We start from the raw sequence: 23,044 nt of genomic DNA on the forward strand, positions 1-23,044 counted from the left end.
CCTGGTTTAACCGTGCACCAGCGCCCATAGCTTTTCGGCCACCGGCGCCATGTCCGTCGGCTGCCGAAACAGGCAGATCTCCAGCGGGATATCCCATTGCGGCCCGCCGGCGCGCACCAGCATGCCCTGCTGCAAATCGTCGCGCGCCAGCATGTCGGGCAGCCAGGCAACGCCCCGGCCCTGTACCGCCATGGACCGCAGCAGCGTGGCATGCGGTCCCACAAAGGTTGGCTGGATGCGTTCGGCCGCCACGGGCTGGTGCCGCAACTGGCTGGCCACGATGCGGCCCAGGCCAGACGTGGTGCCATACGCCAGGAAGGGCACCGCGCCGTCGCCGTCCAGCGTATGCGCCGGTTGGTCCGGCGCGCCGCCTTTGGCCGGCGCGCTGACGGGCACCAGCACGTCGGTACCCAGGCACACCTTGGGATAGGCAAATTCATCCAGTCGGCTGGCTACCCGAGGATGACGGTGGCACAGCAGGAACTGCACGCGGCGCTGCGCCATCAGGTCTTCGCAGGCCTGGAAACTGTCGGACATCATCTGGATGGCGCCGACTTCCATATCGGCTTCAAGCCGCGTCAGCCATTTGGGGAAGAACGACAACGCCAGCAGATGCGTCGCGGCAAAGCGCAGGCTGGCGCCATGCTGCGCGTGCGCGGCCATGGCCTTGATGCGGGCGGCCTCCAGGTCGGCCATCACCTGCTTGAGCAGCGGCAGGAATTTCTGGCCCGCCGCGGTCAGCTCAGTGGGGTGGGTGCTGCGGTCGAAAAGGTCGGCGCCCACCCATTCCTCCAGCGCGCGGATGTGCCGGCTGAACGCCGGTTGCGCGATGGCGCGCGCTTCGGCCGCGCGTGAAAAGCTGCCTGTCTCGGCCAGGGCGCAAAAGTCCTCAAGCCAATTCATGTCCAAAGGTCGATTTCCGGGTCCCATGAGGTGTGTGCGCCGCAGCAAAAATAATTCTATGCAATTCGAGTATTGGACGGCCGCAAGGGGCTACCGCGATCATAAAGCCATTCCCACACGTACAAGATACGGAGACGCAGCATGGCTTCCATCTCGAATTACCGCGGCATCATCCCGGCAATTTCCTGCCCCTTTACCCCCGACCATCGCATCGACGAGCCCGCGCTTCGCCGCCTGGCGTCGTGGCTGGCCGGGCATCATGGCGTGGTTGCCGTCATGACCAATGGCCACACCGGCGAGGTGTTCTCCCTGACCCCGTCCGAACGCACGCAGGTCACCCGCATCGTGGCCGACGAGCTGCGCGGCAAGTTGCCGGTGATCTCGTCGATTGTGTGCGAAGGCATTGCCGAGGCCACGGAACATGCCCGCGCCGCGCGCGAAGCGGGCGCTGCCGCGTTGGACGTCATGCCGCCTCATCACTGGCTGCGCTTTGGCTTCACGCCGGGGCACGCGCTGGATTATTTCGACGCCATACACCGTGCCGCGCCCGACCTGGACCTGGTGTGCCACGTGTATCCCGCGTGGACGCGGGCCTCGTATTCGTCGCAGCTGCTGGCCGATTTGGCCCGCCTGCCTTACGTGCAGGCGTTCAAGGTGGGCCAGCGCGACATGAACAAATATGCGCGCGACATCCAGGCGCTGCGCGACGCCGATGCATCCAAGGCCATCCTGACCTGCCACGACGAATACCTGCTGGCGTCGATGGTGCAGGGCGTGGACGGGGCCCTGGTCGGCTTCGCCACCTTCATCCCGCAGCTCATCATCGACTTGTGGGAGGCCGTCAAGGCGGGCGACCTGACGCGCGCCCAGCGGGTGCAGGCGTTGATCACGCCGCTGAAAGACGCGGTCTACGGCGGCGGCGAGCCCACCGGCGAGGCGCATGCCCGCATGAAGGCCGGCATGTATTTGGCCGGGGTGCTGGACAACGCTACCGTTCGTCCGCCCACCGAGGCGCCCGGCGATGCCGACATGGACGCATTGCGCGCGGCGCTATCGAACGCGAAGCTGCTGGCGCGCTAGCACCGATTGCACGCGTGGCGGCACGCAAGCAGGCGGATGGCCCGGCGCCATACCCCTGCACGATGCCGCAACGGACGATCAATAAGAGGAGACAAATCATGCAAAAAAGAATCGTGTTGCGCGGCCTGCTTGCGCTGTGCATCGGTCTTGCTTGGGGCGGGGTGCAAGGTCTGGCCCAGGCCCAGGACAGCTATCCGTCGCGCCAGGTCCGGTTTGTGATTCCCTTTCCGCCGGGCGGCACGCTGGATATGCTGGGCCGCGATCTGGCCCAGAAGCTTAGCGAGCAGACGGGGCAGACCTTCATCGTGGAAAACCGCTCGGGCGGCAACGGCATCATCGGCGCGGACGTGGTGGCCAAGTCGCCGGCCGATGGCTACACGCTGCTGTTCAACGCGTCGACCTTCACCACCGCGCCGATGACGATGAAATCGGTGCCTTACGACGTGGACAAGAACTTTGTGCCCGTGGCCATGGCGGGCAAGGCGCCGTTGTCCTTGTCCGTGAAAAAAGATCTGCCGGTGACGGATCTGGCCGGCCTGCTGACGTACGCCAAGCAGAACCCCGGCCGCCTGACTTTTGCCGTGGGTTCGATCGGGTCGGCCGGCCATCTGGCCACGGAATTGCTCAAGCGCCAAGGCGGCCTGGATTACACGGTGATCCCGTATCGCGGCACCTCGCCCGCGCTGCAAGACCTGGTGGGCGGGCGTATCGACGGCTTCATCGACCCGGTGCTGGGCGCGGTGTCGTACTACAAAAGCGGCATGCTGAAGATACTGGCCGTGACGTCCGAGGCGCGCTTGCCCAACCTGCCCGACGTACCCACCGTCAGCGAGATCTTGCCGGGCTATCAGTTCTATAGCTGGTACGGGTTGTGGGCGCCGGCCGGCACGCCGAAATCGGTCGTCGAGAAGTTGAACGCCGAGGTCAACAAGGCCCTGTCCTCGGGCATGACGGCCAAGTACGAACAGCTGGGGGTGACGCTGACACCGGGCTCCGCCGTTGCGTTCGCGCAATTCCAGAAAGACGACATGGCGCGCTCGCTCAAGATCGTGCAAGAGGGGCGCATCCATGTCGAATGAGCGCGGCGTCGGCCTGGCCGTGGTGACCGGCGCCACGGGCGGCATCGGGCTTGCCATCGTGCAGCATCTGCTGAAGGCGGGGTGGCAGGTGGCCGGCCTGGACATCGGGCCGGCCGTGGCGCGGCATGACGCCTATCGCCACATCACGGTAGACCTGTGCGACGAGGCGGCCACGCGGGGTGCGCTGGACACGCTGAAGGATGCGCGGGCGCTGGTTCACGCGGCGGGCATATTGCGGGTGGGGCCCTTGGCGCTGATGGATCCGGCCGACGGCGAGCGGATGTGGAGGCTGCACGTGGATGTCGCGGTTCGCCTGGCGCAGATCCTGACGCCCGAGATGGCGGCGCGCGGTGACGGCCGCGTGGTGCTGATCGGCAGCCGCGTGGCGCAGGGCATGCCGGGTCGCAGCCAGTACGCGGCGTCCAAGGCCGCGCTGGGGGCGTTGGCGCGCAGCTGGGCCGCCGAGCTGGCGCCGCAGGGCGTGACGGTGAATGTGGTGTCGCCGGCCGCCACGCAGACGGCCATGCTGGATGACCCGGCGCGCGCGGCCAGCGCACCGCGCATGCCGCCGATTGGCCGGCTGATCCAGCCTGACGAAATCGCGGCGCTGGTGCACTTTCTGATGTCGCGCGAGGCGGCAGCGATCACCGGCCAGGACATCGCGATCTGCGGCGGCGCATCGCTGCCGCGCTGAACGCCTTGCGGCGCCGCGCGGGATACCACGCGTTGCCTACCGTACGCTTGGCTACCGCGCACGTGGTATCCCATTACCACCATGCGTCTTCACGGCGGGGGCACAATGGCCGCTACAACATCAAGAACCGGGCCCCACCACGCTGGGCGCGCAACCGGCCGCCCCTTATCCCAAGGAGACTTCCATGAGCAAAAGACTGTTGATGCTGGTCGGCGATTACGCCGAAGACTACGAAACCATGGTGCCGTTCCAGACGCTGTTGGCCGTGGGGCACACCGTGCACGCGGTCTGCCCGGACAAGAAAGCGGGCGACACCATTGCCACCGCCATCCACGACTTCGAAGGCGCACAGACCTACAGCGAAAAGCGCGGCCACAATTTTGCGCTGAATTTTGATTTCGCTCGTGTCGAACCGGCGTCCTACGACGGCCTGGTCATTCCGGGCGGCCGCGCGCCCGAATATCTGCGCCTGAACGAAAAGGTGCTGGATATCGTGCGTTATTTCGATCAGGCCGGAAAGCCGATCGCGGCCGTTTGCCACGGCGCGCAGTTGCTGGCTGCCGCCGGCATCCTGAAAGGCCGCACGTGCTCGGCGTACCCGGCGTGCGCACCGGAAGTGCGTCTGGCGGGTGGCACCTATGCCGAAATCGGCATCGACCAGGCCTATACCGACGGCAACCTGGTGACCGCGCCCGCCTGGCCCGCGCATCCGGCATGGCTGTCGCAATTCCTGGCGGTGCTGGGCACGAAAATCACACACTGACGGGACGCGCGCACAAAGGCTCCCGGGGCATGTGTTTGCCCCGGGAGCCTTTGTGTTCAAGCCATCAAGCGATCACCGGATCACGGGATCACGCCCCGGGAGCCTTCGTGTTCAACCGAACACGTCAGGTCGCGTCAGGCAAAGTCCAGCACGACCCGGCCTTCGATCTGCCCTTGCTTCATGCGGTCGAACACGCTGTTGATGTTCTCCAGCCTGTCCGTGGTGACAGTCGCGCGGACCTTGCCCTCTTCGGCGAATTGCAGCGATTCCTGCAAGTCCAGCCGCGAGCCCACGATGGAACCGCGCACGGTCACGCCATTGAGCACCATGTCGAAGATGGACAGCGGGAAGTCGCCCGGCGGCAAGCCGTTCAGCGCCACGGTGCCGCCGCGCCGCACCATGCCCAGCGCCTGCTCGAAGGCCTTGGGCGACACGGCCGTGATCAGCGCGCCATGGGCGCCGCCGATTTCCCGCTTCAGGTAGGTGGCCGGGTCGGTCGTCTTGGCATTGACCGTGACTTCGGCGCCCAGGCGGCGGGCCAGATCCAGCTTGGCCTCGTCGATGTCCACGGCGGCCACGTTCAAGCCCATTGCGCGGGCGTATTGCACCGCCATGTGGCCCAGCCCCCCGATGCCCGAGATCACGACCCAGTTGCCGGGCCGCGTGTCCGTCATCTTCAGGCCTTTGTAGACGGTGACCCCCGCGCACAGCACGGGCGCAATGTCGACAAAGCCCACATTCTTGGGCAGCAGGCCCACGTAGTCGGCGGCGGCCAGCGCGTACTGCGCGAAGCCGCCGTTGACGGAGTAGCCGGCGTTCTGTTGCTGTTCGCACAGGGTTTCCCAGCCGCCCAGGCAGTGTTCGCAGTGGCCGCAGGCGGAATACAACCAGGGGATGCCGACGCGATCGCCTTCCTTCACATGGGTCACGCCCGCGCCCACCGCCACCACGTGGCCGACGCCTTCGTGGCCAGGAATGAAAGGCGGGTTGGGTTTGACGGGCCAGTCGCCCTGCACGGCATGCAGGTCGGTATGACAGACACCGCAGGCCTCGATCTTGACCAGCAGTTCGCCCGGCCCGGGTCGCGGTACCGCGACTTCCTCGATCACCAGGGGTTCACCAAATGCGCGCGCTACTGCGGCCTTCATGGTTTTGTCCATCTCTACCTCCGAAGTCAGGTCTGTTTCACCATGCTCGAACGGGGACAGCTTTTAATCCATGATTTATATCAACCCGTAGTTGATGGAAGACGATAGGAAACGTGTCGTTGCAGAATGGTTAGGCTCCGGTCTCAAAAATGGCGGGGTCGCGGGCGGCGTATTCAGGCATCAATGGGGCGGGGCGGGGCAGGGCGCGGCGCATGGCGGCTGCGTGGCCATCTTGCAGCCGCCGCGCCAAACGTCGTACAGTGGTCCACCGCAGGCGCGCTGTTTGGCATGGCGCGCCGACCTTGCAGGAGCCCCCATGTGTGAAATATTCATCCGCGCAAGCGAGCAATCGTACGCGCCTGAAACCCGGTCCTTGCGCCTGCACGGCGTGGCAACCAGCTTGCGACTGGAACGGCTGTTCTGGCAATCCCTGGAAGAAATCGCGGGGCGCGACGGCATGCGCGTGACGCAACTGATCGAGCGCCTGTACGACGAACTGGTCGAATATCGGGGCGAAGCCGCCAACTTCACGTCGTTCCTGCGCGTGTGCTGCCTGCGTTATCAACTGCTGCAAGCCGATGGCCGGATTCCGCGCGACGCCGCGGTGCCGATCCAATCGCTGAACCCGCAAGCCGTGCTGCAAGGCCTGCCCGCTTCCATGTACGACGCTGAGCCGCTGCGCGCCAAACGCCGCGCCGCCGCGTAGCAAAACCGAATTGCGCCGGCGAACGTAGCGCATTCAAGCGCCGCGCATCCAAAAGAAAAGGCCCGATCAGATCGGGCCTTTTCATTGCGCAGCGCTTAGCGGGTCAGGCGTTCAGCCGCCCGGTTGAATCGACGCCAGCGCCACTTCGTTCTGCACGATGCGGCGGATGCGCACCGCATCGCCAATCCGTGACAGCTTGCCTTGCGAATCCAGCAGCACGATGGCCAGGTCGCGGCCGTTGATGCGAGCCAGCATCACCAGGCATTCGCCCGCTTCGTTGATGTAGCCGGTCTTGGACACCTTGATGTCCCAGTCGGGCTTGCGCACCAGCAGATTCGTGTTGCGGAAGGTTTGCGTGCGGTTGTTGATTTCAACTTCGTACTCGGTATCGGTCGAGTAGCGGTGAATCAGCGGGCGCTGCGAGGCAGCGCGCAACAGACGGGCCAGATCGTGAGGCGACGACACGTTGTTGCTGGACAAGCCGGTGGGCTCGATAAAGCGCGTGCTGGTCATGCCCAACGACTGCGCCTTGGCGTTCATGGCGGCCACGAAAGCCGGCAGGCCACCGGGGTAATGGCGGCCCAGCGCGTTGGCGGCGCGGTTTTCGGAAGACATCAGCGCCAGGTGCAGCATGTCGCCGCGCGACAGCTTGGTGCCCACCCGCAGACGCGACGTCGTGTGTTTCAGGCCATCGACGTCGTCGTCGGTGATCTCAAGCATTTCGTCCATCGGCAGGTTGGCGTCCACCACGACCACGGCGGTCATCAGCTTCGAAATAGAAGCAATGGGACGCACCACGTTTTCGTTCTTGGCGAACAGGACGGTCGAGGTTTCCAGGTCTTGTACGTACGCGGTGCTGGAGCGCAGCGCCGCCGCTTCCGCGCGCACCGACGAGGCGGGCGGCGGCATCGCTGCCGACGCAGCCCCGGCCGCAGCCAGGCGCTGGGCGCGGCCGGGCTTGTTCGGCTTGCCGTTCTTGCCCGTGGCGGCGGCGCCTTTCTTAGGCGGCGTGGCCTTGGCGGCCACCTGCTTGCCGCCCTTGGGCGCAGCGTTCTTGGCGGTGGACGAAGACTTGGGCGGGGCTTTCTTGGCGGTGGACGAAGATTTGGGCGCGGCTTGCTTAGCAGAGGCCGAAGACTTCGGCGCGGCTTGCTTGCCCGCCGACGTCTTGCCCGCACTGGCTTTGGGAGCGGGCGCTTTCTTGGCTTGTTGCGCCTTGCAAGCCGCCGATTTGGCGTTGGTCTTGCAAGGATCGGAATTTTTCGCGGCTTGCGCGGCAGGGGGCAGGAGCGCGCACAGCGCCAGCGCCGCCGGCGCTACCGCGTTCGCAATTGCACGTTTCCAGGAAAATGCCATGGTTGAGCAGGCTTGTCAGTCTGTGAAAAAGTATTTCTTAAGCCGGCGTTACGTCGGTTCAGGAAAAGTCCAGATGAATTAGGGGCTTACGCGTCGAATTTAAACAGCACATCAAGTTGCACGCAAGGCGATTCGCCATCTTGCCCGAAAAAAATATCGGTGACGTATTGACGAAGATTCAATTCGTCACAAGGCGCGACATGAGAAGCTAACGGCGCAAGGCGCGTGAGCGTAGCCCGGATTAACCCTCATCTGGCTGAACGCGCGGTATGGCGGGGAGCAAATGGGCGTCGGAATCGAGGCCGGGGGGTGGCCTCGCCGGGTGGAATCGAACCACCAATTGACCCTTAGGAGGGGCCGGTTATATCCATTTAACTACGGCGAGACGGTAATACAGGGGCCGCGCATGGGGTGGCGACCGGGCCAGAGTTTATCACTGCCGGGGGCATTAAGCGGCGTGCCCCGCCTGGGTGGTCGGTGTCGGTGGCATGGCGCGCTTGCGGGACCGCCGGCTTCGTACTCGTCTGATATTGCAGGGAAGGCGCGCCGGGAAGGCACGTTGGGCCGTCGGCCGGCGTCATAATGCGCGCAACGCCGCCGCGCACCATCACAATTACAACTTGCGCCCCGGCCCGATCCCTACGCAGGAGTTGTTCCATGATGCTGGGCTGGCTTGCGCTCGCCTTGTTCGCCCTTGCCGCGGTGGCGCTTGCCGTGTTCCGTCTGGCGGGCCGGCTCCGGCCCGGCGGCGGCGCCTTGTGCCGGGCGCCCGACCTGTTGGCTACGCTGGACTGCATCGAGCAAGGCGTAAGCGTGGTCGATGCCCGAATGCGGCTGGTGGCATGGAATCGGCAATATCAGCGCCTTTTCGACTACCCGGAAGGCCTTCTGCAAGTGGGACGCCCGGTGGCCGACGTGATCCGCTTCAATGCGCGTCGTGGCAAATTTGGCTCGGGACCCGGGCTGGATATCGAAGCGGTCGTGCGCAAGCGGGTCGGCTTCATGCGGGCCGGTACGGTCCACCGCAGCCAGCGCACGTTGCGGTCCGGACGGGTCTTGGAGCTGCGTGGCCGGCCTTTGCCCCGTGGCGGTTACGTCACCAGCTATAGCGACATCACCGAATTCAAGCGCGTGCAGCTTCAGCTGCGGGACATCCACGACACTTTTGAACGGCGCGTCAGTGCGCGCACCCGCCAGGCGGAGGCGGCGCAGCAGTCGCGCACGCAATTCCTGACGGCGATCAGCCACGATGTGCTGCAACCGATCAACGCGGCGCGGCTGTTTGCATCGGCGCTGGATGAAGAGCAAGAGCCCGAGGCGCAGCGCTACCTGGCCGGACGCATCAATACGTCACTGCGCGCCGCCGAAGAGCTGCTTGACGGCTTGCTTGACGTCTCGCGGCTGAATGCGGGCATGTTGCAGCCGGAGCCGATCGATTTCGACATCGAGCCCATGCTGCGTGAACTGGCCGACCAGTATGGCCACGTCGCGCTGCGGGCGGGCCTGCAACTGCGCCTGCATGCCAGGCGCCCGCTGCCGGTGCGCAGCGACCCGCGCCTGTTGCGTCGCGTCTTGCAGAACTTTCTGGCCAACGCCCTGCGCTACACGCGCAGCGGCCGCATCCTGTTAAGCGCGCGGTCTTGTCGCGGGCATGTGCGCTTGCAGGTCTGGGACACCGGCCCGGGCATTGCGCCCCAGCAGTTGCGCTACGTGTACGACGAATTTCATCGTGACGCGCAAGGGCGGGGCGAGCAGGCGCGCGGCCATGGGTTGGGCCTGTCCATCTGCCGGCGCTTTGCGTCGCTGCTGGGGCATCCGCTGGACGCGCGCTCGGCCATTGGGCGCGGCAGCGTGTTTTCAATCAGCGTGCCCAGATCGCAACCCCGGTCGCAATCCCGGTCGCGGATTCGATCTCAATCGCAAACCGACGCACTAACGCAGCAGTGCCCGCACCGCCCGGCGCCCGACGACGAACCTCCCGTGGAGCCCGCCTCGCTACAAGGCTTGCGTGTGTTGTGCCTGGATAATGACGCCGACGTGCTTGGCGGCATGCAGGCGCTGCTGAGCCGCTGGCAAGCCAGCGTGTTGTGCGCCGCCACGCTGGACGATGCGCTGTTGATGATGCGGCATCAGCCGCACGTGCTGCTGGTGGACTACCACCTGCGCGACCGCCTTGATGGCCTGGACAGCCTGGATGCGCTGCGCGCCGCCGCGCCGTCCGTGCGAGGCGCGTTGCTATCGGTGGATGGCGATGGCGCATTGAGGCAGGCGGCGCGATTGCGCGGCTATCGGGTGCTGGCCAAGCCCGTCAAGCCGGCATCGCTGCGCGCCTTCCTGGCTGCAAAACTGCGCGCCCAGGCCGCGTTCAAACCTTGATGCCGTAACGCCAGGTGCCCAGCCCCAGGCGCTCGGCAATCAACACCGCCTGCGTCCGGTTGGACACGCGTAGCTTGCGCATAATGGCCGTCATGTGCGCCTTGATGGTGGCTTCGGATACCTGCAATTCATGCGCAATCTGTTTGTTCAACAGCCCGGCGCCCACCATCTGCAACACGCGAAACTGTTGCGGCGTCAGCTCGCGCACGCTGGCGGCCAACCCCGGTTCGCGTGTCGATGCGCAAGGGATGGCGTGAGTCGTGTCGGGCGCCCAGGTGCCCCCGTCCAGCACGTGGTTCAAGGCTACGCCCAGTGTGTCGGCGTCCGACGATTTGGGGATGAACCCCATTGCGCCGTGATCCAGCGCCCGCCGTATCAGCAGCGGGTCTTCGTGCGCCGACACGATGACAATCGGCAGTTGCGGATGTTGGCTGCGCAGCTGTTTCAGCGCCCCCAGGCCCGACGAGCCCGGCATGTCCAGATCCAGCAGGAGCAGGTCGGCGTCGGGGCAGGAATCGACCAGGTCGTAAAGCACCCTGACCTGGTCGGCCTCGTGGACGACGGCGCCGGGGAACACCCGGCCGATCACACCGCGCAGGGCTTCGCGAAACAGCGGATGGTCATCGGCGATAAGCAGGACTGGCATCGGCCGATCATGCCACACGCCGTTCGCGGACCAGCGCCTGCACCACCGACGGATCGGCCAGCGTGGTGATGTCGCCCAGATCGTCCACGGTGTTCTCGGCAATCTTGCGCAAGATGCGCCGCATGATCTTGCCCGAGCGCGTCTTGGGCAGGCTGGGCGCCCATTGCAGATGGTCGGGCGTGGCGATGGGGCCGATCTCGCGGCGCACATGCGCCACCAGTTCCTGCCGCAACGCATCGGACGGTTCCGCGCCCGCCTTCAGCGTGACATACACATAGATGCCCTGGCCCTTGATGTCGTGCGCGTAGCCCACGGCGGCGGCCTCGGCCACCTTGGGATGCAGCACCAGCGCGCTTTCCAGTTCGGCGGTGCCGATGCGGTGGCCGCTGACGTTCAGCACGTCGTCCACCCGCCCGGTGATCCAGTAATCGCCGTCTTCGTCGCGGCGGCAACTGTCGCCGGTGAAGTACATGCCGGGGTAGTCCTTGAAGCAGCTTTGGATATAGCGCGGTTCGTCGCCATACACGGTGCGCGCCTGCCCCGGCCAGGAATCGCGGATGAACAGGTTGCCCTCGCCCGGGCCGGTGATGATGGCGCCGGTCTTGACGTCGACCAGTTCGGGGCGGATGCCGAAGAACGGGGTGCCGGCCGCGCCGGGTTTGGCGGCCTTGGCGCCGGGCAGCGGCGAAATCAGGATGCCGCCGGTTTCGGTCTGCCACCATGTGTCCACGATGGGGCAGCGGCCCGCGCCCACCACGCCGTGATACCAGCGCCAGGCTTCCGGGTTGATGGGTTCGCCCACCGTGCCCAGCAAGCGCAACGACTGGCGTGATGTGCGCAGCACCGGGCCGGGGCCTTCGCGCATCAAGGCGCGGATGGCGGTGGGGGCGGTGTAGAAGATGGTCACGGCGTGCTTGTCGATCACCTGCCAGAAGCGCGAAGCGTCCGGGTAGCTGGGCACGCCTTCAAACACCACGGTGGTGGCGCCGTTGGCCAGCGGCCCGTACACCAGATAGCTGTGGCCGGTGATCCAGCCGACATCGGCCGTGCACCAGAACACGTCGTCGTCTCGGATGTCGAAGATGGTGGCGTGCGTGTAGGCGGCGTACACCAGGTAGCCGCCCGTGGTGTGCAGCATGCCCTTGGGCTTGCCGGTGCTGCCCGAGGTGTAGAGGATGAACAACGGGTCCTCGGCGTTCATGCGTTCGGGCGGGCAGTCGGTGGACTCGGCTTCCATCAGCTGATCCAGCCACTGGTCCCGGTGGGCGGCCATGGTGACGGGCGTGCCGGCGTGGGGCACCACCAGCACGCTGCGCACGCCTTCCATGCCCGGCATGTTCAGCGCGGCGTCCACGTTGTCTTTCAGGGGAATGGCGCGCCCCGCGCGGCGGCCGCTATCGGCCGTGATGATGGCTTTGGCGCCGCAGTTGCGCACGCGGTCGGCGATGGAGGCGGGTGCGAAACCGCCGAACACCACGTTGTGCACGGCACCGATGCGCGCGCAGGCCAGCAGCGCCACCACGGTTTCGACGATCATCGGCAGATAGATCGTGACGCGGTCGCCCCGCCCGATGCCCTGGCGGCGAAGCGCGTTGCCCATCTGGCAGACCTTGGCGTGCAATTCACGATACGTGACGCGTTGCGAGGGCAGGTCGGGGTCGTCGGATTCCCAGATCAGCGCGACCTTGTCGCCGCGCGCTTCCAGGTGCCGGTCCAGGCAGTTGACGCTGACGTTCAGTTCGCCATCGGCATACCAGCGGATGTGAAAGTTGTCGGCCGACAAGTCCACGTCGCGAATCTGGGTGGGCTCTTGATACCACTGCAAGCGCTTGGCGGCGTCCGCCCAGAACGCGTCGGGGTCCTGCAACGACGCCGCGTATCGCTGCGCGTATTGCTCCTGCGTCACCGTCTGCGGCCCGGCAAACCCTTGCGGGACGGGATAGCGATCGGGAATGGGTTCCATTAGGGCTCCTGGGGCGGTTGATGGGCGGGGGTTATGGGGCGCCGTTCATGCTCATGTTCATGCTCATGTTCGTGTTCATGTACGGGTTCATGTTCGGGTTCATGCCCGTATTCACGCGCGGCGTTCAATGCGCCACCGCCGTGGTGGCGCCGATGCCCGTCTGGCTACGCACGGTCAGCGCGTCGAAAGCCTGGGCTTCCTGTTGCGCGCGCGGGCTGTTGTCCAACTTTGAAAACAGCCAGATCGAAAAGAACGCAAGCGGAATGGACAGGATGCCGGGGTTGGGAAAGGGCGTGATGGGCGTGGCAAAACCAAATACATCCACCCACACGGTGTCGCTCAGCACGACCCACAGCGTGGCGCTGGCCAGCCCCAGGAAGCCGCCGATGGTGGCCCCGCGCGTGGTGCAGCCGCGCCAGGAAATCGACAGCACCAGCACCGGAAAGTTGGCGCTGGCCGCGATGGCGAACGCCAGGCCAACCATGAAGGCCACGTTCTGGTTTTCAAACACGATACCCAGCAAGATCGCCATGACGCCCAGCGCGATGGTGGACAAGCGTGAAATGCGCATCTGCTGGCGTTCAGTGGCGCGCCCGCGTGCGATGACGTTGGCGTACAAGTCATGCGAAATGGCCGCGGCGCCGGCCAGCGCCAGCCCGGCCACCACCGCGACGATGGTGGCGAAGGTCACCGCCGCCAAAAAGCCCAGCAACAGGTTGCCGCCGACGGCGTTGGCCAGGTGCACCGCCACCATGTTGGTGCCGCCGACCAGGCTTTTCAGCATGTCGAACTTACCGTCGGCCCCCGTGACGAAATACTCGGGATGGCGCACCAGCAACGCCACCGCGCCAAAGCCGATGATGAACGTCAGCAGGTAGAAGTAGCCGATGAACGAGCTGGCGTAGATAACCGACTTGCGGGCTTCCTTGGCGTTGGACACGGTGAAGAATCGCATCAGGATATGCGGCAGGCCGGCCGTGCCGAATGCCAGCGCAATGCCCAGCGACAAGGCGTTAAGCGGGTTGCTGCTGACCTGCGCGCCCGGCGCCAGCAGTTCGCGGCCGGACGGGTGCACGCGCGTGGCTTCGGCCAGCAAGGCGTCGGGGCTGTAGTTGAACGCGGCCATGACCAGCACCGTCATCAAGGTGGCGCCCAACAGCATCAGCACGGCCTTGATGATCTGCACCCAGGTGGTGGCCGTCATGCCGCCGAAGGCCACGTAGATCATCATCAGCGAGCCGACGATGACGACGGCCACGTTGTAGTCCAGCCCGAAGAGCAGCACGATCAGCTTGCCCGCGCCCACCATCTGCGCAATCAGGTAGAGCGCGATGATCAGCAGCGATGCGCTGGCGGCCAGCACGCGCATCGGCGTTTGCGCCAGCCGGAACGAGGTCACGTCGGCAAAGTTGTAGCGTCCCAGATTGCGCAGCCGTTCCGCGATCAGGAACATGACCACGGGCCAGCCGAACAGGAACCCGATGGCGTAGATCATGCCGTCGAAACCGCTGACGTAGACCATGCCCGCGATGCCCAGGAACGAGGCGGCGGACAGGTAGTCGCCCGCGATCGCCAGGCCATTCTGAAACCCCGACAAGCCGCCGCCGGCGGTGTAGAAATCAGACGTGGTGCGGGTGCGCTTGGCCGCCCAATACGTAATGCCCATGGTGCCCGCGATGAACGTCAGGAACATGACGATGGCGGACATGCTGGCCTGGCCGGTGGTGGCGGCGCGCGCCGATCCGGCCAGCGCGCAACCCGATATGAAAATCAATGCGGCGCCCAGTTTCTTGTTTTTCATGACACGTCCTTGATGATGGCGGCCAACAGCGGGTCGAACACGGAATTGGAGATATGCACGTAAGCCGAAATCAGCACCACGGCGCTGCACACGACCAGCGTGCCGGCTAGCACGCCGATGCTCATCGTCATGCCCGACACGGGGCTGCCGAAGAACACGGGGTCGAATGCCAGCGTCAGGATGAAGCCGGCGTAGATAACGGCGGTGATGGTGAAGAACAGCAGGCTGGCGCGACTGCGGCGCCGCAACAATTCCTGGTATTTGGGATGGCGCATGACGGCTGCGGTCATGGTGTCGGGGGTGGGCACGGTCGGGCTCCTTGTTGTTATTGCCGGGCGGCGTGTGGGCGCCCGGGGCGGCCTGCGCAGCGATGCCTTGCGGGCCTCTGCCCAATATAGAGACGCATCACCGGCGCGCACACTCGACCTTGGTCGTAGGGGGTAGGCCCTAGTGACAGCGCGGCATAAAGCGTGATTCGCCAGAAGGGCTATTACGGTTGGGCGCGCGGCGACTTGTATATGATGTTTGCCGAGTCCCGAGGAGGGGACGCAAACCCACACAACAACCAGACACGGGTTTCATGTCTACGCAAACCGATACGATTTCCACGCGCACCCTGATCCTGGGCACCCTGGTGGTGCTGCTTGCCATGGGCGTGCGCGCCACCTTTGGGCTGTTCATGCAGCCGATGGGCCTGGCCCACGGCTGGGGCCGCGATGTCTTTTCCATGGCATTCGCGCTACAGAACCTGGTCTGGGGCGTGGCCTGCATCTTCATGGGCATCCTGGCGGACCGCTACGGCTCGGGCCGCACCATCGCGCTGGGCGCCGTGCTGTACATGCTGGGCATGATCGGCACCCGCTTCGCCACCGATGAAGCTACGCTGTACCTGTCTGCCGGCGTGCTGGTCGGGCTGGGGCAGGCGGGCACGACGTTTCCGGTGATCCTGCCGGTGGTGGCGCGCGCCGTGCCGCCCGCCTATCGCAGCACGGCCATGGGCATCGCCAGCGCGGGCGGCTCGCTGGGCCAGTTTGCCGTGGTGCCGACCGGGCAGGCGCTGATCACCGGCATGGATTGGCCGGGCGCGTTGTGGGTCTTGTCCTTGTTCGTCGCCTGTGCGGCGCCGCTGGCCTACTACCTGCGCGGGCGCCCGCAAGCACAGTCGGGGCCGCAGCAGTCGCTGGCGTCCGCCGTGCGGCAGGCCGTGCGCCATCCGTCGTTTCACTTCCTGTTCTGGAGCTATTTTGTCTGCGGCTTTCACACCGCGTTCATCACGCTGCACTTGCCGGCGTACGTGACGGACGGTGGCTTGACGCCCGGGCAGGGCGCGACGGCGGTGGCGCTGATCGGCTTGTTCAATGTGCTGGGCTCGTTCTATGCGGGCAAGCTGGGCGGCAAATACAGCAAGAAGCGGCTGCTGGCCGTGGTGTATTTCATGCGGGCCTTCGGCATCCTGCTGCTGCTGGCGGTGCCGCTGTCGGCGTGGGTGCTGTACGTGTTCGCCGCGTGGATGGGCCTGTTCTGGCTGGGCACCGTGCCGCTGACCCAAGGGCTGATCGGGCAGATCTACGGGCTGCGCTATGCCGCCACGCTATCGGGCATCGTGTTCCTGGGCCATCAGCTGGGCAGCTTCACCGGGGTCTGGTTGGGCGGGTACGCCTACGCCAAGACCGGCAACTACGACATGGTCTGGTGGCTGGGCGTGGCGCTTGCCGTGATTGCCGCGCTGCTTTGCCTGCCGGTGCGGGAACAGCCCGTCACGCCTGTAGAGACGCGCCCCGTGTCGGCCTGAGATGGCGTGGTGGCTGGCGCCGACCAGGAACCGCTTCGAAACGGATGCAAAAGTGCCTTCACGCTTCGCTGCCGACTTCGTATTTGCTTGAAACCGCGATAAAACTGTCCCGCAACCCAACCGAAATCGACGGCCTGTCATGCCATCCAACGATCCTTCCCTGTCGCCCGCCCATCCGCCCGCCGCCCGCCGCCATCGCGCCTGGCGCACGGCGGGCGTGCTGGCGCTGGGGGCGGTGCTGGGCCTGGCGTTCTGGGGCTACACCACGCCCGACATGCAGGTGCATTGGGAAAACCTGGCATCGCTTTGCGGCTTTTAGCCGCCTTTCCCCCGGCGGCTCGCGGTATCCTACGACGGTATTTTTCCCGTCGTTTTTTTCGTCTTCCCGCGCGGCCTTCAGGCGCGCGATTTACGGATGCCCATGCAGGACGCGTTGCTTTCCCATCCCTTTCTATCGCTGCCGGACATCGGCGCCCTGGCCGCCGCCGACACGCTGGTGCTGACGGTGAACAACCGGCTGTCGCGCCGGCTGACGCTGGAACTGGCGGGGCTGCTGCGCCAGGAACGCCAGGTCAGCGAACTGCCGCGCATCCTGCCGCTGTCCGCGTGGCTTGCCGAATCCGCCAACGAACTGGCGTTCGAAGCCGACGACGACGTGCCCGCCTATCGGCTGGACAGCTTCGCCACGCAGCTCGTCTGGACCGAAGCCATCCGCGCCGAAGAAGCCGAACGCGTGCTGCTTGATGCCAGCCAGGCGGCCAGGCTGGCGATGGACGCCGACCTGCTGATGGACGAATGGGACTTGCACGTACCGTCGGGCGCCGATACGGACGAATATCGCGGCTTTGCGCGCTGGCGCGTGCGCTATCGGCAAACGTTGGCGGGCATCGATGCCGAAGACGCCAACCAGGGCTACGCACGCGTGCTGCGCGCCTTGGAAGAGGGTCGTCTGCGCACGCCCGCGCAGTTGGTCCTGGCCGGCTTCACCGATATGTCGCCGCGATTTCGCCGCCTGCTCAGCGCCTTTGAGACTCAGGGTTCGCAGGTATCGCAATGGCGTGACGAGCAGCGTGTTGAAACCGCTGCGCGCCGTTTTGAAGCCGCCGACCAAGGCGCCGAATGGCGCGCGGCGGCGGCGTGGGCCGCCGGCCAGTTGAAGGCGCACCCGCAAGGGCGCTTTGCCATCGTGTCGCCGCAACTGGAAGCCGAATCGCCATTCGCGCGACGCATCTTGAGCCAGGCGCTGGCCGGTCGTGACGGCGCGCCCGCGCATGCCTTCAACGTGGCCGTGGGCCGGCCCCTGAATGAATGGCCCATGGCGCGCGCCGCGCTGGCGTGGCTGCGCGCGTTGGCGGAATGCGCAAGCGGCAAGGGCTGCGGCGTGGATGTCATGGGCGCGGCCTTGCTGGCCGGGCATTGCGCGGGCGATGTTCACGACCGCGCTCGCCTGGCCGGCATCGACGCGCGCTGGCGCCGTCAAGCCGTGCAACATGTCAGCCCGCACGACTGGAAAAAACTGCTGGCCGATCTTCCCGCGCTGGCCACGGCGTGGCATCAGGCGCTGGAAATCTGGACGCAAGGCGGCCGCCAGGCGACGTGCGACGTCTGGATGCTGCGCATGAAAGCAGCGCTGACGGCGCTGGGTTTTCCTGGCGAAGGTGTGTTGGACAGCGTGGCCTATCAGGTCATGGGCGCACTGGGCGACGCGCTGGGCAGCTTTTCGGCCTTGGCGCCGGCGGCGGGCCGGCTGGGCGGGGTGGCGGCGGTCAACCTGCTGCAAAGCGTGGCGCGGTCGGCATCGTTTCAACCGCAGCGCGATCCCTCCGCGCGGCTTGACGTGCTGGGCCTGCTGGAAGCCGAAGGCGGCTATTGGGACGGCGTGTGGCTGCTGGGTTTGACGGACGACGTGCTGCCGGCATCGCCCAAGCCCAACCCGCTGTTGCCGCTGGCCGTGCTGCGCCAGGCCAAGGCGCCACGTGCCACACCCGAACGCGAGCGCGAATGGGCCGAAGGCATGTACGCCGCGCTGTGCCGCTGCGCGCCCGACATCATCGTCAGCCACGCCCACATGGACGGCGAACGCGAACTGCGGCCATCGCCGCTGATCGCGGCCGCCACGCTAACCGACTGGACACCGCCGGCTGCCGCTGCCACCGCGCCCTTGCCGCAAGAGTCGCTGGACGACAACCAGGGGCCGCCGCTGGCCCCGGGAAACCGGGGGGGCGGCGGGCTGGACGTGCTGGACACGCAGGCGCGCAATCCGCTTTGGGCGTTTGTGCGGCACCGGCTGGGCGGACGTGAACTGGCGCCTTATGCCGACAGCGCCACGGTCAACGTGCGCGGCCAGTTCCTGCACAAGGCGCTGGAATTGGTGTGGGGCATGATGCCCGACCAGGACACGCTGCACGAGGTCATGGCCACGAATCGCCTGGCAGCCTTGCTGGAGCAGGCCGTGGCGCAGGCCGCCGACGAACAGCTCAAAGACTACGCGCCCGCGTTGAAGGCGCTGGAATGCCAGCGCGCGCACGCCGTGCTGGCCGCGTGGCTAGACATGGAGGCGCAGCGCTTGCCGTTCGCGGTTGCGCAGGTCGAAAAAAACCACCAATGGCAACGCGGCGCGTTGAACCTGAAATTGCGTCTGGACCGCATTGACAGCCTGGCCGATGGCCGCAACGTCATCGTCGACTACAAGACGGGCGTGGCCGCCGCCAAGCCGGAACCCGACTGGTCGCGCAGCCGGCCCGTGAATGTGCAATTGCCGTTCTACGCGTCGGTGCTGGCCGATGCCGCGGGCGGCGAGGTTGCCGGGCTGGTGCTGGCGCAGATCCACGCGCGGCAGGTCGCGGCGCAGGGCCTGGCAGACGAAGACCTGGGCGTGCCCGGCGTGACGCTGGCCAGCGACAGCAAGTTCTTCGACGGTCTGACGTGGCCCGAAATCCGGCAGCGTTGGCGCGTTGCCATCGAAGCGCTGGCGGACGAGTACGTGGCGGGCGTGGCCACCAACGTGGCCTACCGCCGGGACGATTTGAAATACTGCGATGCATTGCCGTTCTTGCGTTTGCATCTTGACGACGAGGACGCCTAAGCCATGGCCGACACTGAACGCCTGCCACAGGACCACGCCGCGCGCACCGACGCGCTGGATCCCACTCGCTCTTTTCTCGTGCAAGCACCGGCCGGCTCGGGCAAGACCGAACTGCTGACCGACCGCATCCTGGCGCTGTTGGCCACGGTGAACCGGCCCGAGGAAATTGTCGCTATCACGTTCACGCGCAAGGCCGCGTCCGAAATGCATGCACGGGTGTTAAGCAAGCTGCGCCGCGGGCTGGACGCCCCGCCCGAGGCCATGCACGAGCGCCGCAGTTGGGAGCTGGCGCGCGCCGCCTTGGCGCGCAATGCCGAGCAGGGCTGGCATCTGCTGGATCACCCCGCGCGTCTGGCCATACGCACCATCGACTCGTTTTGTGCGGGCCTGGTGCGTAGCATGCCGTGGCTATCCGAGCTGGGCGGCATGCCCGAAATCACCGACGATGCGCGCGCGCACTACGAAGCGGCGGCGCGCGCCACGCTGGATCTTGCCGACGACTACGACGCGGTGCGCGTGCTGCTCAAGCATCTGGATGTAGACGTACAGGCCGCCAAGGACGCCCTGGCCGACATGCTGGGCCAGCGCGACCAATGGCTGCCGCTGCTGCGCCACGGCTCTGACCGCGCCGGCATGGAAGCGATGCTGGCCGAAGCCATCGGCGAAGACCTGGACGCGCTGTGCGACGCCATGCCGCTGGGTTGGGCCGATGCGCTGTGCGGCCCGGCCCGCCTGGCCGCGTCCCATTTGCAGGATGGCGAGGACGACAACAAGCTGCTGGCGCTATTGGACTGGACCGCAGACCTGCCGCCGGACGCCGAAATGCTGGACCAATGGCGCGCGGTGGCCCATCTGCTGTTGACCGGCACGGGCAGCCTGCGCAAGACCGTCAACAAGAACCTGGGTTTTCCGGCCAAATGCGCGCACAAGGAGCCCTTTGTGGCGTGGCTGGAATCGGCCGACGCTCAGGCGCCCTGGGTGCGCCGCCTGCACGCGGTGCGCGACATACCCGCGCCGCATTTCACGGACGAGCAATGGGAAGTGCTGGGCGCGCAATTGATGACGCTGGCGCTGGCCGTGGCGCAACTGCGCCTGCGCTTCGCGGACAAAGGCGAGGTCGATTTCATCGAAATCGCGCAACGCGCGGCCGCCGCCCTGGGCAGCGCCGATGATCCCGGCGAACTGCTGCTGAAACTGGACGCGTCCATTCGCCATTTGCTGATCGACGAGTTCCAGGACACCAGCCAGACGCAGCTGGACTTGCTGCGGACGTTGACGTCGGGCTGGCAGGCGGGCGACGGACGCAGCCTGTTCCTGGTGGGCGACCCGATGCAATCCATCTATCGTTTCCGCAAGGCGGAAGTGGGCCTGTTCCTGGAGGTGGCCGATATCGGCGTGGGCGAACTGACGCCTGATTTCCTGAACCTGACCGACAACTTCCGCTCGCAGGCGGGCATTGTGGATTGGGTGAACCGATCCTTCGCGGGCCTGCTGCCCCGGCGCAGCGACGCGGCGGCGGGGGCCATCGCGTACAGCCCGTCCACGGCCTTCCACGAGGCGCTGCCCGACCCGGCCGTGCGATTCCACCCCGCGTGGTCGCGCGCGGGCGGCACGCCGGCCGAGGAGCAGGCAGAGGATATCGCTGTCGGGCTGGTGCGACAGGCGCTGATCGACCACAAGGGTGCCAAGCACCCCGTGGCGGTGTTGGTGCGAGCGCGCAGCCATCTGGGCAATCTGACGCGCCGCCTGGCGCAGGAAGGCATCCGCTGCCGTGCCGTGGACCTGGTGCCCCTGGCGCTGCGTCCGGTGGTGGCCGACCTGGTGCAGTTGGTGCGCGCGCTGTCGCACCCGGCCGACCGCATGGCGTGGCTGTCGGTGCTGCGGGCCCCGTACTGCGGGCTGACGCTGACGTCCCTGCAACGCCTGTTCGGCGACGACCACGTCACGCCGGTCCCCGTGTTGCTGGAACGCGCGCTGCGCATGACACCGGCCACGGCCCCGGCGGCCGCTGCCCGTGTTGGCGGTGGTGGCGCCCCCGCCGGCGGCGCGCAACGCTCGTTGTTTGACGCGGATCCAGGCGCCGCGGACGGTGCCACGCAATCCGCTTTGTTTGAAGCCTATCCCGACGCCGCGGGCAGCACCCAGCAAGCCGCGTTGTTGGATGCTGCCTCGTCCGCCGTTGGCCGTGTTCCACAAGGCGCATGGTCTGAAGCTGAATCGGCCGCATCCGAGACCCCACCCGCGCAAGCATTGCTGAGCCCCCCGGAATTCGAACGGCTACGGCAAGTTGCAGCCGTGCTGCTGGACAAGCGCAACGCTTCGGGTGCGATGCCGTTCGCCGCCTGGGTGGAGTCCCTGTGGCGCCGCCTGGGCGGCCCGGCGCTGTATGCAGGTTTGTCGGTGTCGAACGACGCCGAAAGCCTGTTCCAGCTGGTCGAGCGCCTGGCCCCCCACGGCGCCATCGATCCGGCAGCGCTGGACGCCGGCATCTCGCGCCTGTTCGCCGCGCCCGACGCGGCGGACGAGGACGACGGCGCCGTCGAAATCATGACCATGCACAAGTCCAAGGGCCTGCAATTTGAAACCGTGATCCTGTACGGCCTGCATCGCGCCCCGCGCGGCGACCAGGCGCCGCTGGTGCGTTTTGAACAAAGCAGTGGCCGCGTGCTGTTCGGACCGGTCAAGCCGCGCGCCGAGGTCGAGGCCGACCCGATATCGCGCTATCTCGGCGCCCGCGAGGCACGCCGAGCATCCTATGAAATCGACCGCCTGCTGTACGTGGCGGCCACCCGCGCCCGCAAACGTTTGCACCTGGTAGGGCACGTGTCCATCGACGAAGCCAGCGGCCAGGTAAAAACCCCGCCATCCGCCAGCCTGCTGGGCCGTCTGTGGCCTTGCCTGCAAACCCCTGAACCACCCCCGCTGGACCAACAGGCCGAACCCGACGCCGCCGACACCCCCGAATGGCAAGGCGAGCCACTGCGCCGCGTCGCCGGCGAGGGCCTGACGCAATTGGCCCAACAGTCCAACGTACTTATCAGCGCCGGCTTCGGCACCGCCGAACGCGGCGCCTGGGGCGATGGCACCGAACACCCCGCCTGGCAACTGGAAGCCGGCTACGACGCCGCCATCGGCACGCTGGCCCACGCCTGGCTTGCCCGCATCGGCCAAGACGGCGTACAGGCCTGGCCGCCCGAAGCCCTGGCCGACCGCCTGCCCGCCATGCGCCGCCAACTGACCCGCGCCGGCATCCCCGCATCCCAAGCCGACGCCGCCGCCCAAGCCGTGCTCGAAACCCTGCAAGCCACGCTGTCCGACGAACGCGGCCTTTGGTTGCTATCCCAATCCGGCGCCCGCCGCGAATGGCCCCTGATCGACGCCGCCGGCAAGGTCTCGGTCATCGACCTGGCCCTGAGCACCGAAGACGGTTGGCTGATCGTCGACTACAAAACCGGCCGCCCCCACCCCGGCGAACCCCCCGCCACCTTCGCCGCCAGAATGCGCCAGCGCCACGGCGACCAACTCTTACGCTACTGCTCGCAAGTCACTTCCCTAGACGGCCGCAAAGCCAAAGCCGCCCTATATTTCCCCAGAGCCAAGGCCTGGATCGACCTACACCAATGACCAAACGCCCCCTGGCCCGAAACAACTA

General features: G+C 66.4%; 17 protein-coding genes and 1 tRNA gene. 10 read left to right on the top strand and 8 right to left on the bottom strand.

Annotated elements, in window-relative coordinates:
* Positions 1–6: 6 nt before the first annotated feature.
* On the bottom strand, positions 7–903 hold the full coding sequence (locus tag V6F88_RS25965) for a LysR family transcriptional regulator (RefSeq protein ID WP_332613206.1): 897 nt from the start codon (positions 901–903) through the stop codon (positions 7–9).
* A 141-nt stretch (positions 904–1,044) separates the two neighbouring features.
* Between V6F88_RS25965 and V6F88_RS25970 the strand changes: the two genes are divergently transcribed.
* The 4 genes from V6F88_RS25970 to V6F88_RS25985 all read left to right on the top strand — a co-directional run bounded on the left by V6F88_RS25970 (position 1,045) and on the right by V6F88_RS25985 (position 4,519).
* Positions 1,045–1,983, top strand: coding sequence for a dihydrodipicolinate synthase family protein (locus V6F88_RS25970; RefSeq protein WP_332613208.1), 939 nt, complete (start codon positions 1,045–1,047; stop codon positions 1,981–1,983).
* A gap of 98 nt (positions 1,984–2,081) precedes the next feature.
* Entirely contained in the window at positions 2,082–3,062 is a 981-nt protein-coding gene (locus V6F88_RS25975) for a Bug family tripartite tricarboxylate transporter substrate binding protein (protein ID WP_332613209.1), read from the top strand.
* A complete protein-coding gene (locus tag V6F88_RS25980) occupies positions 3,052–3,756 on the top strand; it encodes an SDR family NAD(P)-dependent oxidoreductase (RefSeq protein WP_332613211.1) in 705 nt (234 codons plus the stop codon). Before V6F88_RS25975 ends, V6F88_RS25980 begins: the two co-directional genes overlap by 11 nt.
* A 184-nt stretch (positions 3,757–3,940) precedes the next feature.
* Positions 3,941–4,519, top strand: a complete 579-nt coding sequence (locus V6F88_RS25985) for a DJ-1/PfpI family protein (RefSeq protein WP_332613212.1) — start codon at positions 3,941–3,943, stop codon at positions 4,517–4,519.
* Positions 4,520–4,653: 134 nt separating this feature from the next.
* On the opposite strand, the gene adhP is transcribed toward V6F88_RS25985, so the two are convergent.
* The gene (gene adhP, locus V6F88_RS25990) at positions 4,654–5,679 is read right to left on the bottom strand and encodes an alcohol dehydrogenase AdhP (protein ID WP_332613213.1); all 1,026 of its coding nucleotides are present in this window, start codon (positions 5,677–5,679) and stop codon (positions 4,654–4,656) included.
* A gap of 304 nt (positions 5,680–5,983) precedes the next feature.
* Here adhP and V6F88_RS25995 point away from each other — a divergent pair, with 304 nt between their 5' ends.
* Positions 5,984–6,373 carry a ribbon-helix-helix domain-containing protein gene (locus V6F88_RS25995; RefSeq protein WP_332613214.1) on the top strand — a complete coding sequence of 130 codons (390 nt, stop codon included), beginning with the start codon at positions 5,984–5,986 and terminating at the stop codon, positions 6,371–6,373.
* Positions 6,374–6,484: 111 nt separating this feature from the next.
* Here V6F88_RS25995 and pbpG read toward each other — a convergent pair whose 3' ends face one another.
* Positions 6,485–7,729, bottom strand: coding sequence for a D-alanyl-D-alanine endopeptidase (gene pbpG, locus V6F88_RS26000; RefSeq protein WP_046804451.1), 1,245 nt, complete (start codon positions 7,727–7,729; stop codon positions 6,485–6,487).
* A 310-nt stretch (positions 7,730–8,039) separates the two neighbouring features.
* A tRNA-Arg gene (locus V6F88_RS26005) sits at positions 8,040–8,114 on the bottom strand.
* Between the two features lie 272 nt (positions 8,115–8,386).
* On the opposite strand from V6F88_RS26005, the gene V6F88_RS26010 reads away from it, so the two are divergent.
* Entirely contained in the window at positions 8,387–10,105 is a 1,719-nt protein-coding gene (locus V6F88_RS26010; protein ID WP_332613216.1) for an ATP-binding response regulator, read from the top strand.
* Here the strand turns inward: V6F88_RS26010 and V6F88_RS26015 are convergent.
* From V6F88_RS26015 to V6F88_RS26030, 4 genes are all read right to left on the bottom strand, one after another.
* Positions 10,095–10,751, bottom strand: a complete 657-nt coding sequence (locus V6F88_RS26015; RefSeq protein ID WP_332613217.1) for a response regulator transcription factor — start codon at positions 10,749–10,751, stop codon at positions 10,095–10,097. The two genes, V6F88_RS26010 and V6F88_RS26015, sit on opposite strands and share 11 nt — an antisense overlap.
* Positions 10,752–10,758: 7 nt before the next feature.
* On the bottom strand, positions 10,759–12,714 hold the full coding sequence (gene acs / locus V6F88_RS26020; RefSeq protein WP_332613218.1) for an acetate--CoA ligase: 1,956 nt from the start codon (positions 12,712–12,714) through the stop codon (positions 10,759–10,761).
* A 124-nt stretch (positions 12,715–12,838) separates the two neighbouring features.
* Complete coding sequence (gene actP / locus V6F88_RS26025; protein ID WP_332613219.1) at positions 12,839–14,515, bottom strand: cation/acetate symporter ActP; 1,677 nt, start codon at positions 14,513–14,515, stop codon at positions 12,839–12,841.
* Positions 14,512–14,805: a DUF485 domain-containing protein gene (locus tag V6F88_RS26030; protein ID WP_442880403.1), complete on the bottom strand. Its 294-nt coding sequence runs from the start codon at positions 14,803–14,805 to the stop codon at positions 14,512–14,514. The genes actP and V6F88_RS26030 overlap by 4 nt, the downstream gene beginning before the upstream one ends.
* A 290-nt stretch (positions 14,806–15,095) precedes the next feature.
* On the opposite strand from V6F88_RS26030, the gene V6F88_RS26035 reads away from it, so the two are divergent.
* The 4 genes from V6F88_RS26035 to V6F88_RS26050 all read left to right on the top strand — a co-directional run bounded on the left by V6F88_RS26035 (position 15,096) and on the right by V6F88_RS26050 (position 23,016).
* A complete protein-coding gene (locus V6F88_RS26035) occupies positions 15,096–16,307 on the top strand; it encodes an MFS transporter (protein WP_332613222.1) in 1,212 nt (403 codons plus the stop codon).
* Between the two features lie 139 nt (positions 16,308–16,446).
* Positions 16,447–16,626, top strand: coding sequence for a hypothetical protein (locus V6F88_RS26040; protein WP_332613223.1), 180 nt, complete (start codon positions 16,447–16,449; stop codon positions 16,624–16,626).
* A 102-nt stretch (positions 16,627–16,728) separates the two neighbouring features.
* Positions 16,729–19,392, top strand: a complete 2,664-nt coding sequence (locus tag V6F88_RS26045; protein ID WP_332613224.1) for a PD-(D/E)XK nuclease family protein — start codon at positions 16,729–16,731, stop codon at positions 19,390–19,392.
* Positions 19,393–19,395: 3 nt separating this feature from the next.
* On the top strand, positions 19,396–23,016 hold the full coding sequence (locus V6F88_RS26050; RefSeq protein ID WP_332613225.1) for a UvrD-helicase domain-containing protein: 3,621 nt from the start codon (positions 19,396–19,398) through the stop codon (positions 23,014–23,016).
* Positions 23,017–23,044 lie beyond the last annotated feature (28 nt).

The organism is Achromobacter sp. ESBL13, from assembly GCF_036668755.1.
Taxonomy (GTDB): Bacteria; Pseudomonadota; Gammaproteobacteria; order Burkholderiales; family Burkholderiaceae_B; genus Achromobacter.

Coding starts and splice junctions, on each gene's coding strand:
- V6F88_RS25965 (WP_332613206.1), bottom strand. CDS start 903: ATGAATTGGCTTGAGGACTTTTGCGCCCTGGCCGAGACAGGCAGCTTT.
- V6F88_RS25970 (WP_332613208.1), top strand. CDS start 1,045: ATGGCTTCCATCTCGAATTACCGCGGCATCATCCCGGCAATTTCCTGC.
- V6F88_RS25975 (WP_332613209.1), top strand. CDS start 2,082: ATGCAAAAAAGAATCGTGTTGCGCGGCCTGCTTGCGCTGTGCATCGGT.
- V6F88_RS25980 (WP_332613211.1), top strand. CDS start 3,052: ATGTCGAATGAGCGCGGCGTCGGCCTGGCCGTGGTGACCGGCGCCACG.
- V6F88_RS25985 (WP_332613212.1), top strand. CDS start 3,941: ATGAGCAAAAGACTGTTGATGCTGGTCGGCGATTACGCCGAAGACTAC.
- adhP (WP_332613213.1), bottom strand. CDS start 5,679: ATGGACAAAACCATGAAGGCCGCAGTAGCGCGCGCATTTGGTGAACCC.
- V6F88_RS25995 (WP_332613214.1), top strand. CDS start 5,984: ATGTGTGAAATATTCATCCGCGCAAGCGAGCAATCGTACGCGCCTGAA.
- pbpG (WP_046804451.1), bottom strand. CDS start 7,729: ATGGCATTTTCCTGGAAACGTGCAATTGCGAACGCGGTAGCGCCGGCG.
- V6F88_RS26010 (WP_332613216.1), top strand. CDS start 8,387: ATGATGCTGGGCTGGCTTGCGCTCGCCTTGTTCGCCCTTGCCGCGGTG.
- V6F88_RS26015 (WP_332613217.1), bottom strand. CDS start 10,751: ATGCCAGTCCTGCTTATCGCCGATGACCATCCGCTGTTTCGCGAAGCC.
- acs (WP_332613218.1), bottom strand. CDS start 12,714: ATGGAACCCATTCCCGATCGCTATCCCGTCCCGCAAGGGTTTGCCGGG.
- actP (WP_332613219.1), bottom strand. CDS start 14,515: ATGAAAAACAAGAAACTGGGCGCCGCATTGATTTTCATATCGGGTTGC.
- V6F88_RS26030 (WP_442880403.1), bottom strand. CDS start 14,805: ATGACCGCAGCCGTCATGCGCCATCCCAAATACCAGGAATTGTTGCGG.
- V6F88_RS26035 (WP_332613222.1), top strand. CDS start 15,096: ATGTCTACGCAAACCGATACGATTTCCACGCGCACCCTGATCCTGGGC.
- V6F88_RS26040 (WP_332613223.1), top strand. CDS start 16,447: ATGCCATCCAACGATCCTTCCCTGTCGCCCGCCCATCCGCCCGCCGCC.
- V6F88_RS26045 (WP_332613224.1), top strand. CDS start 16,729: ATGCAGGACGCGTTGCTTTCCCATCCCTTTCTATCGCTGCCGGACATC.
- V6F88_RS26050 (WP_332613225.1), top strand. CDS start 19,396: ATGGCCGACACTGAACGCCTGCCACAGGACCACGCCGCGCGCACCGAC.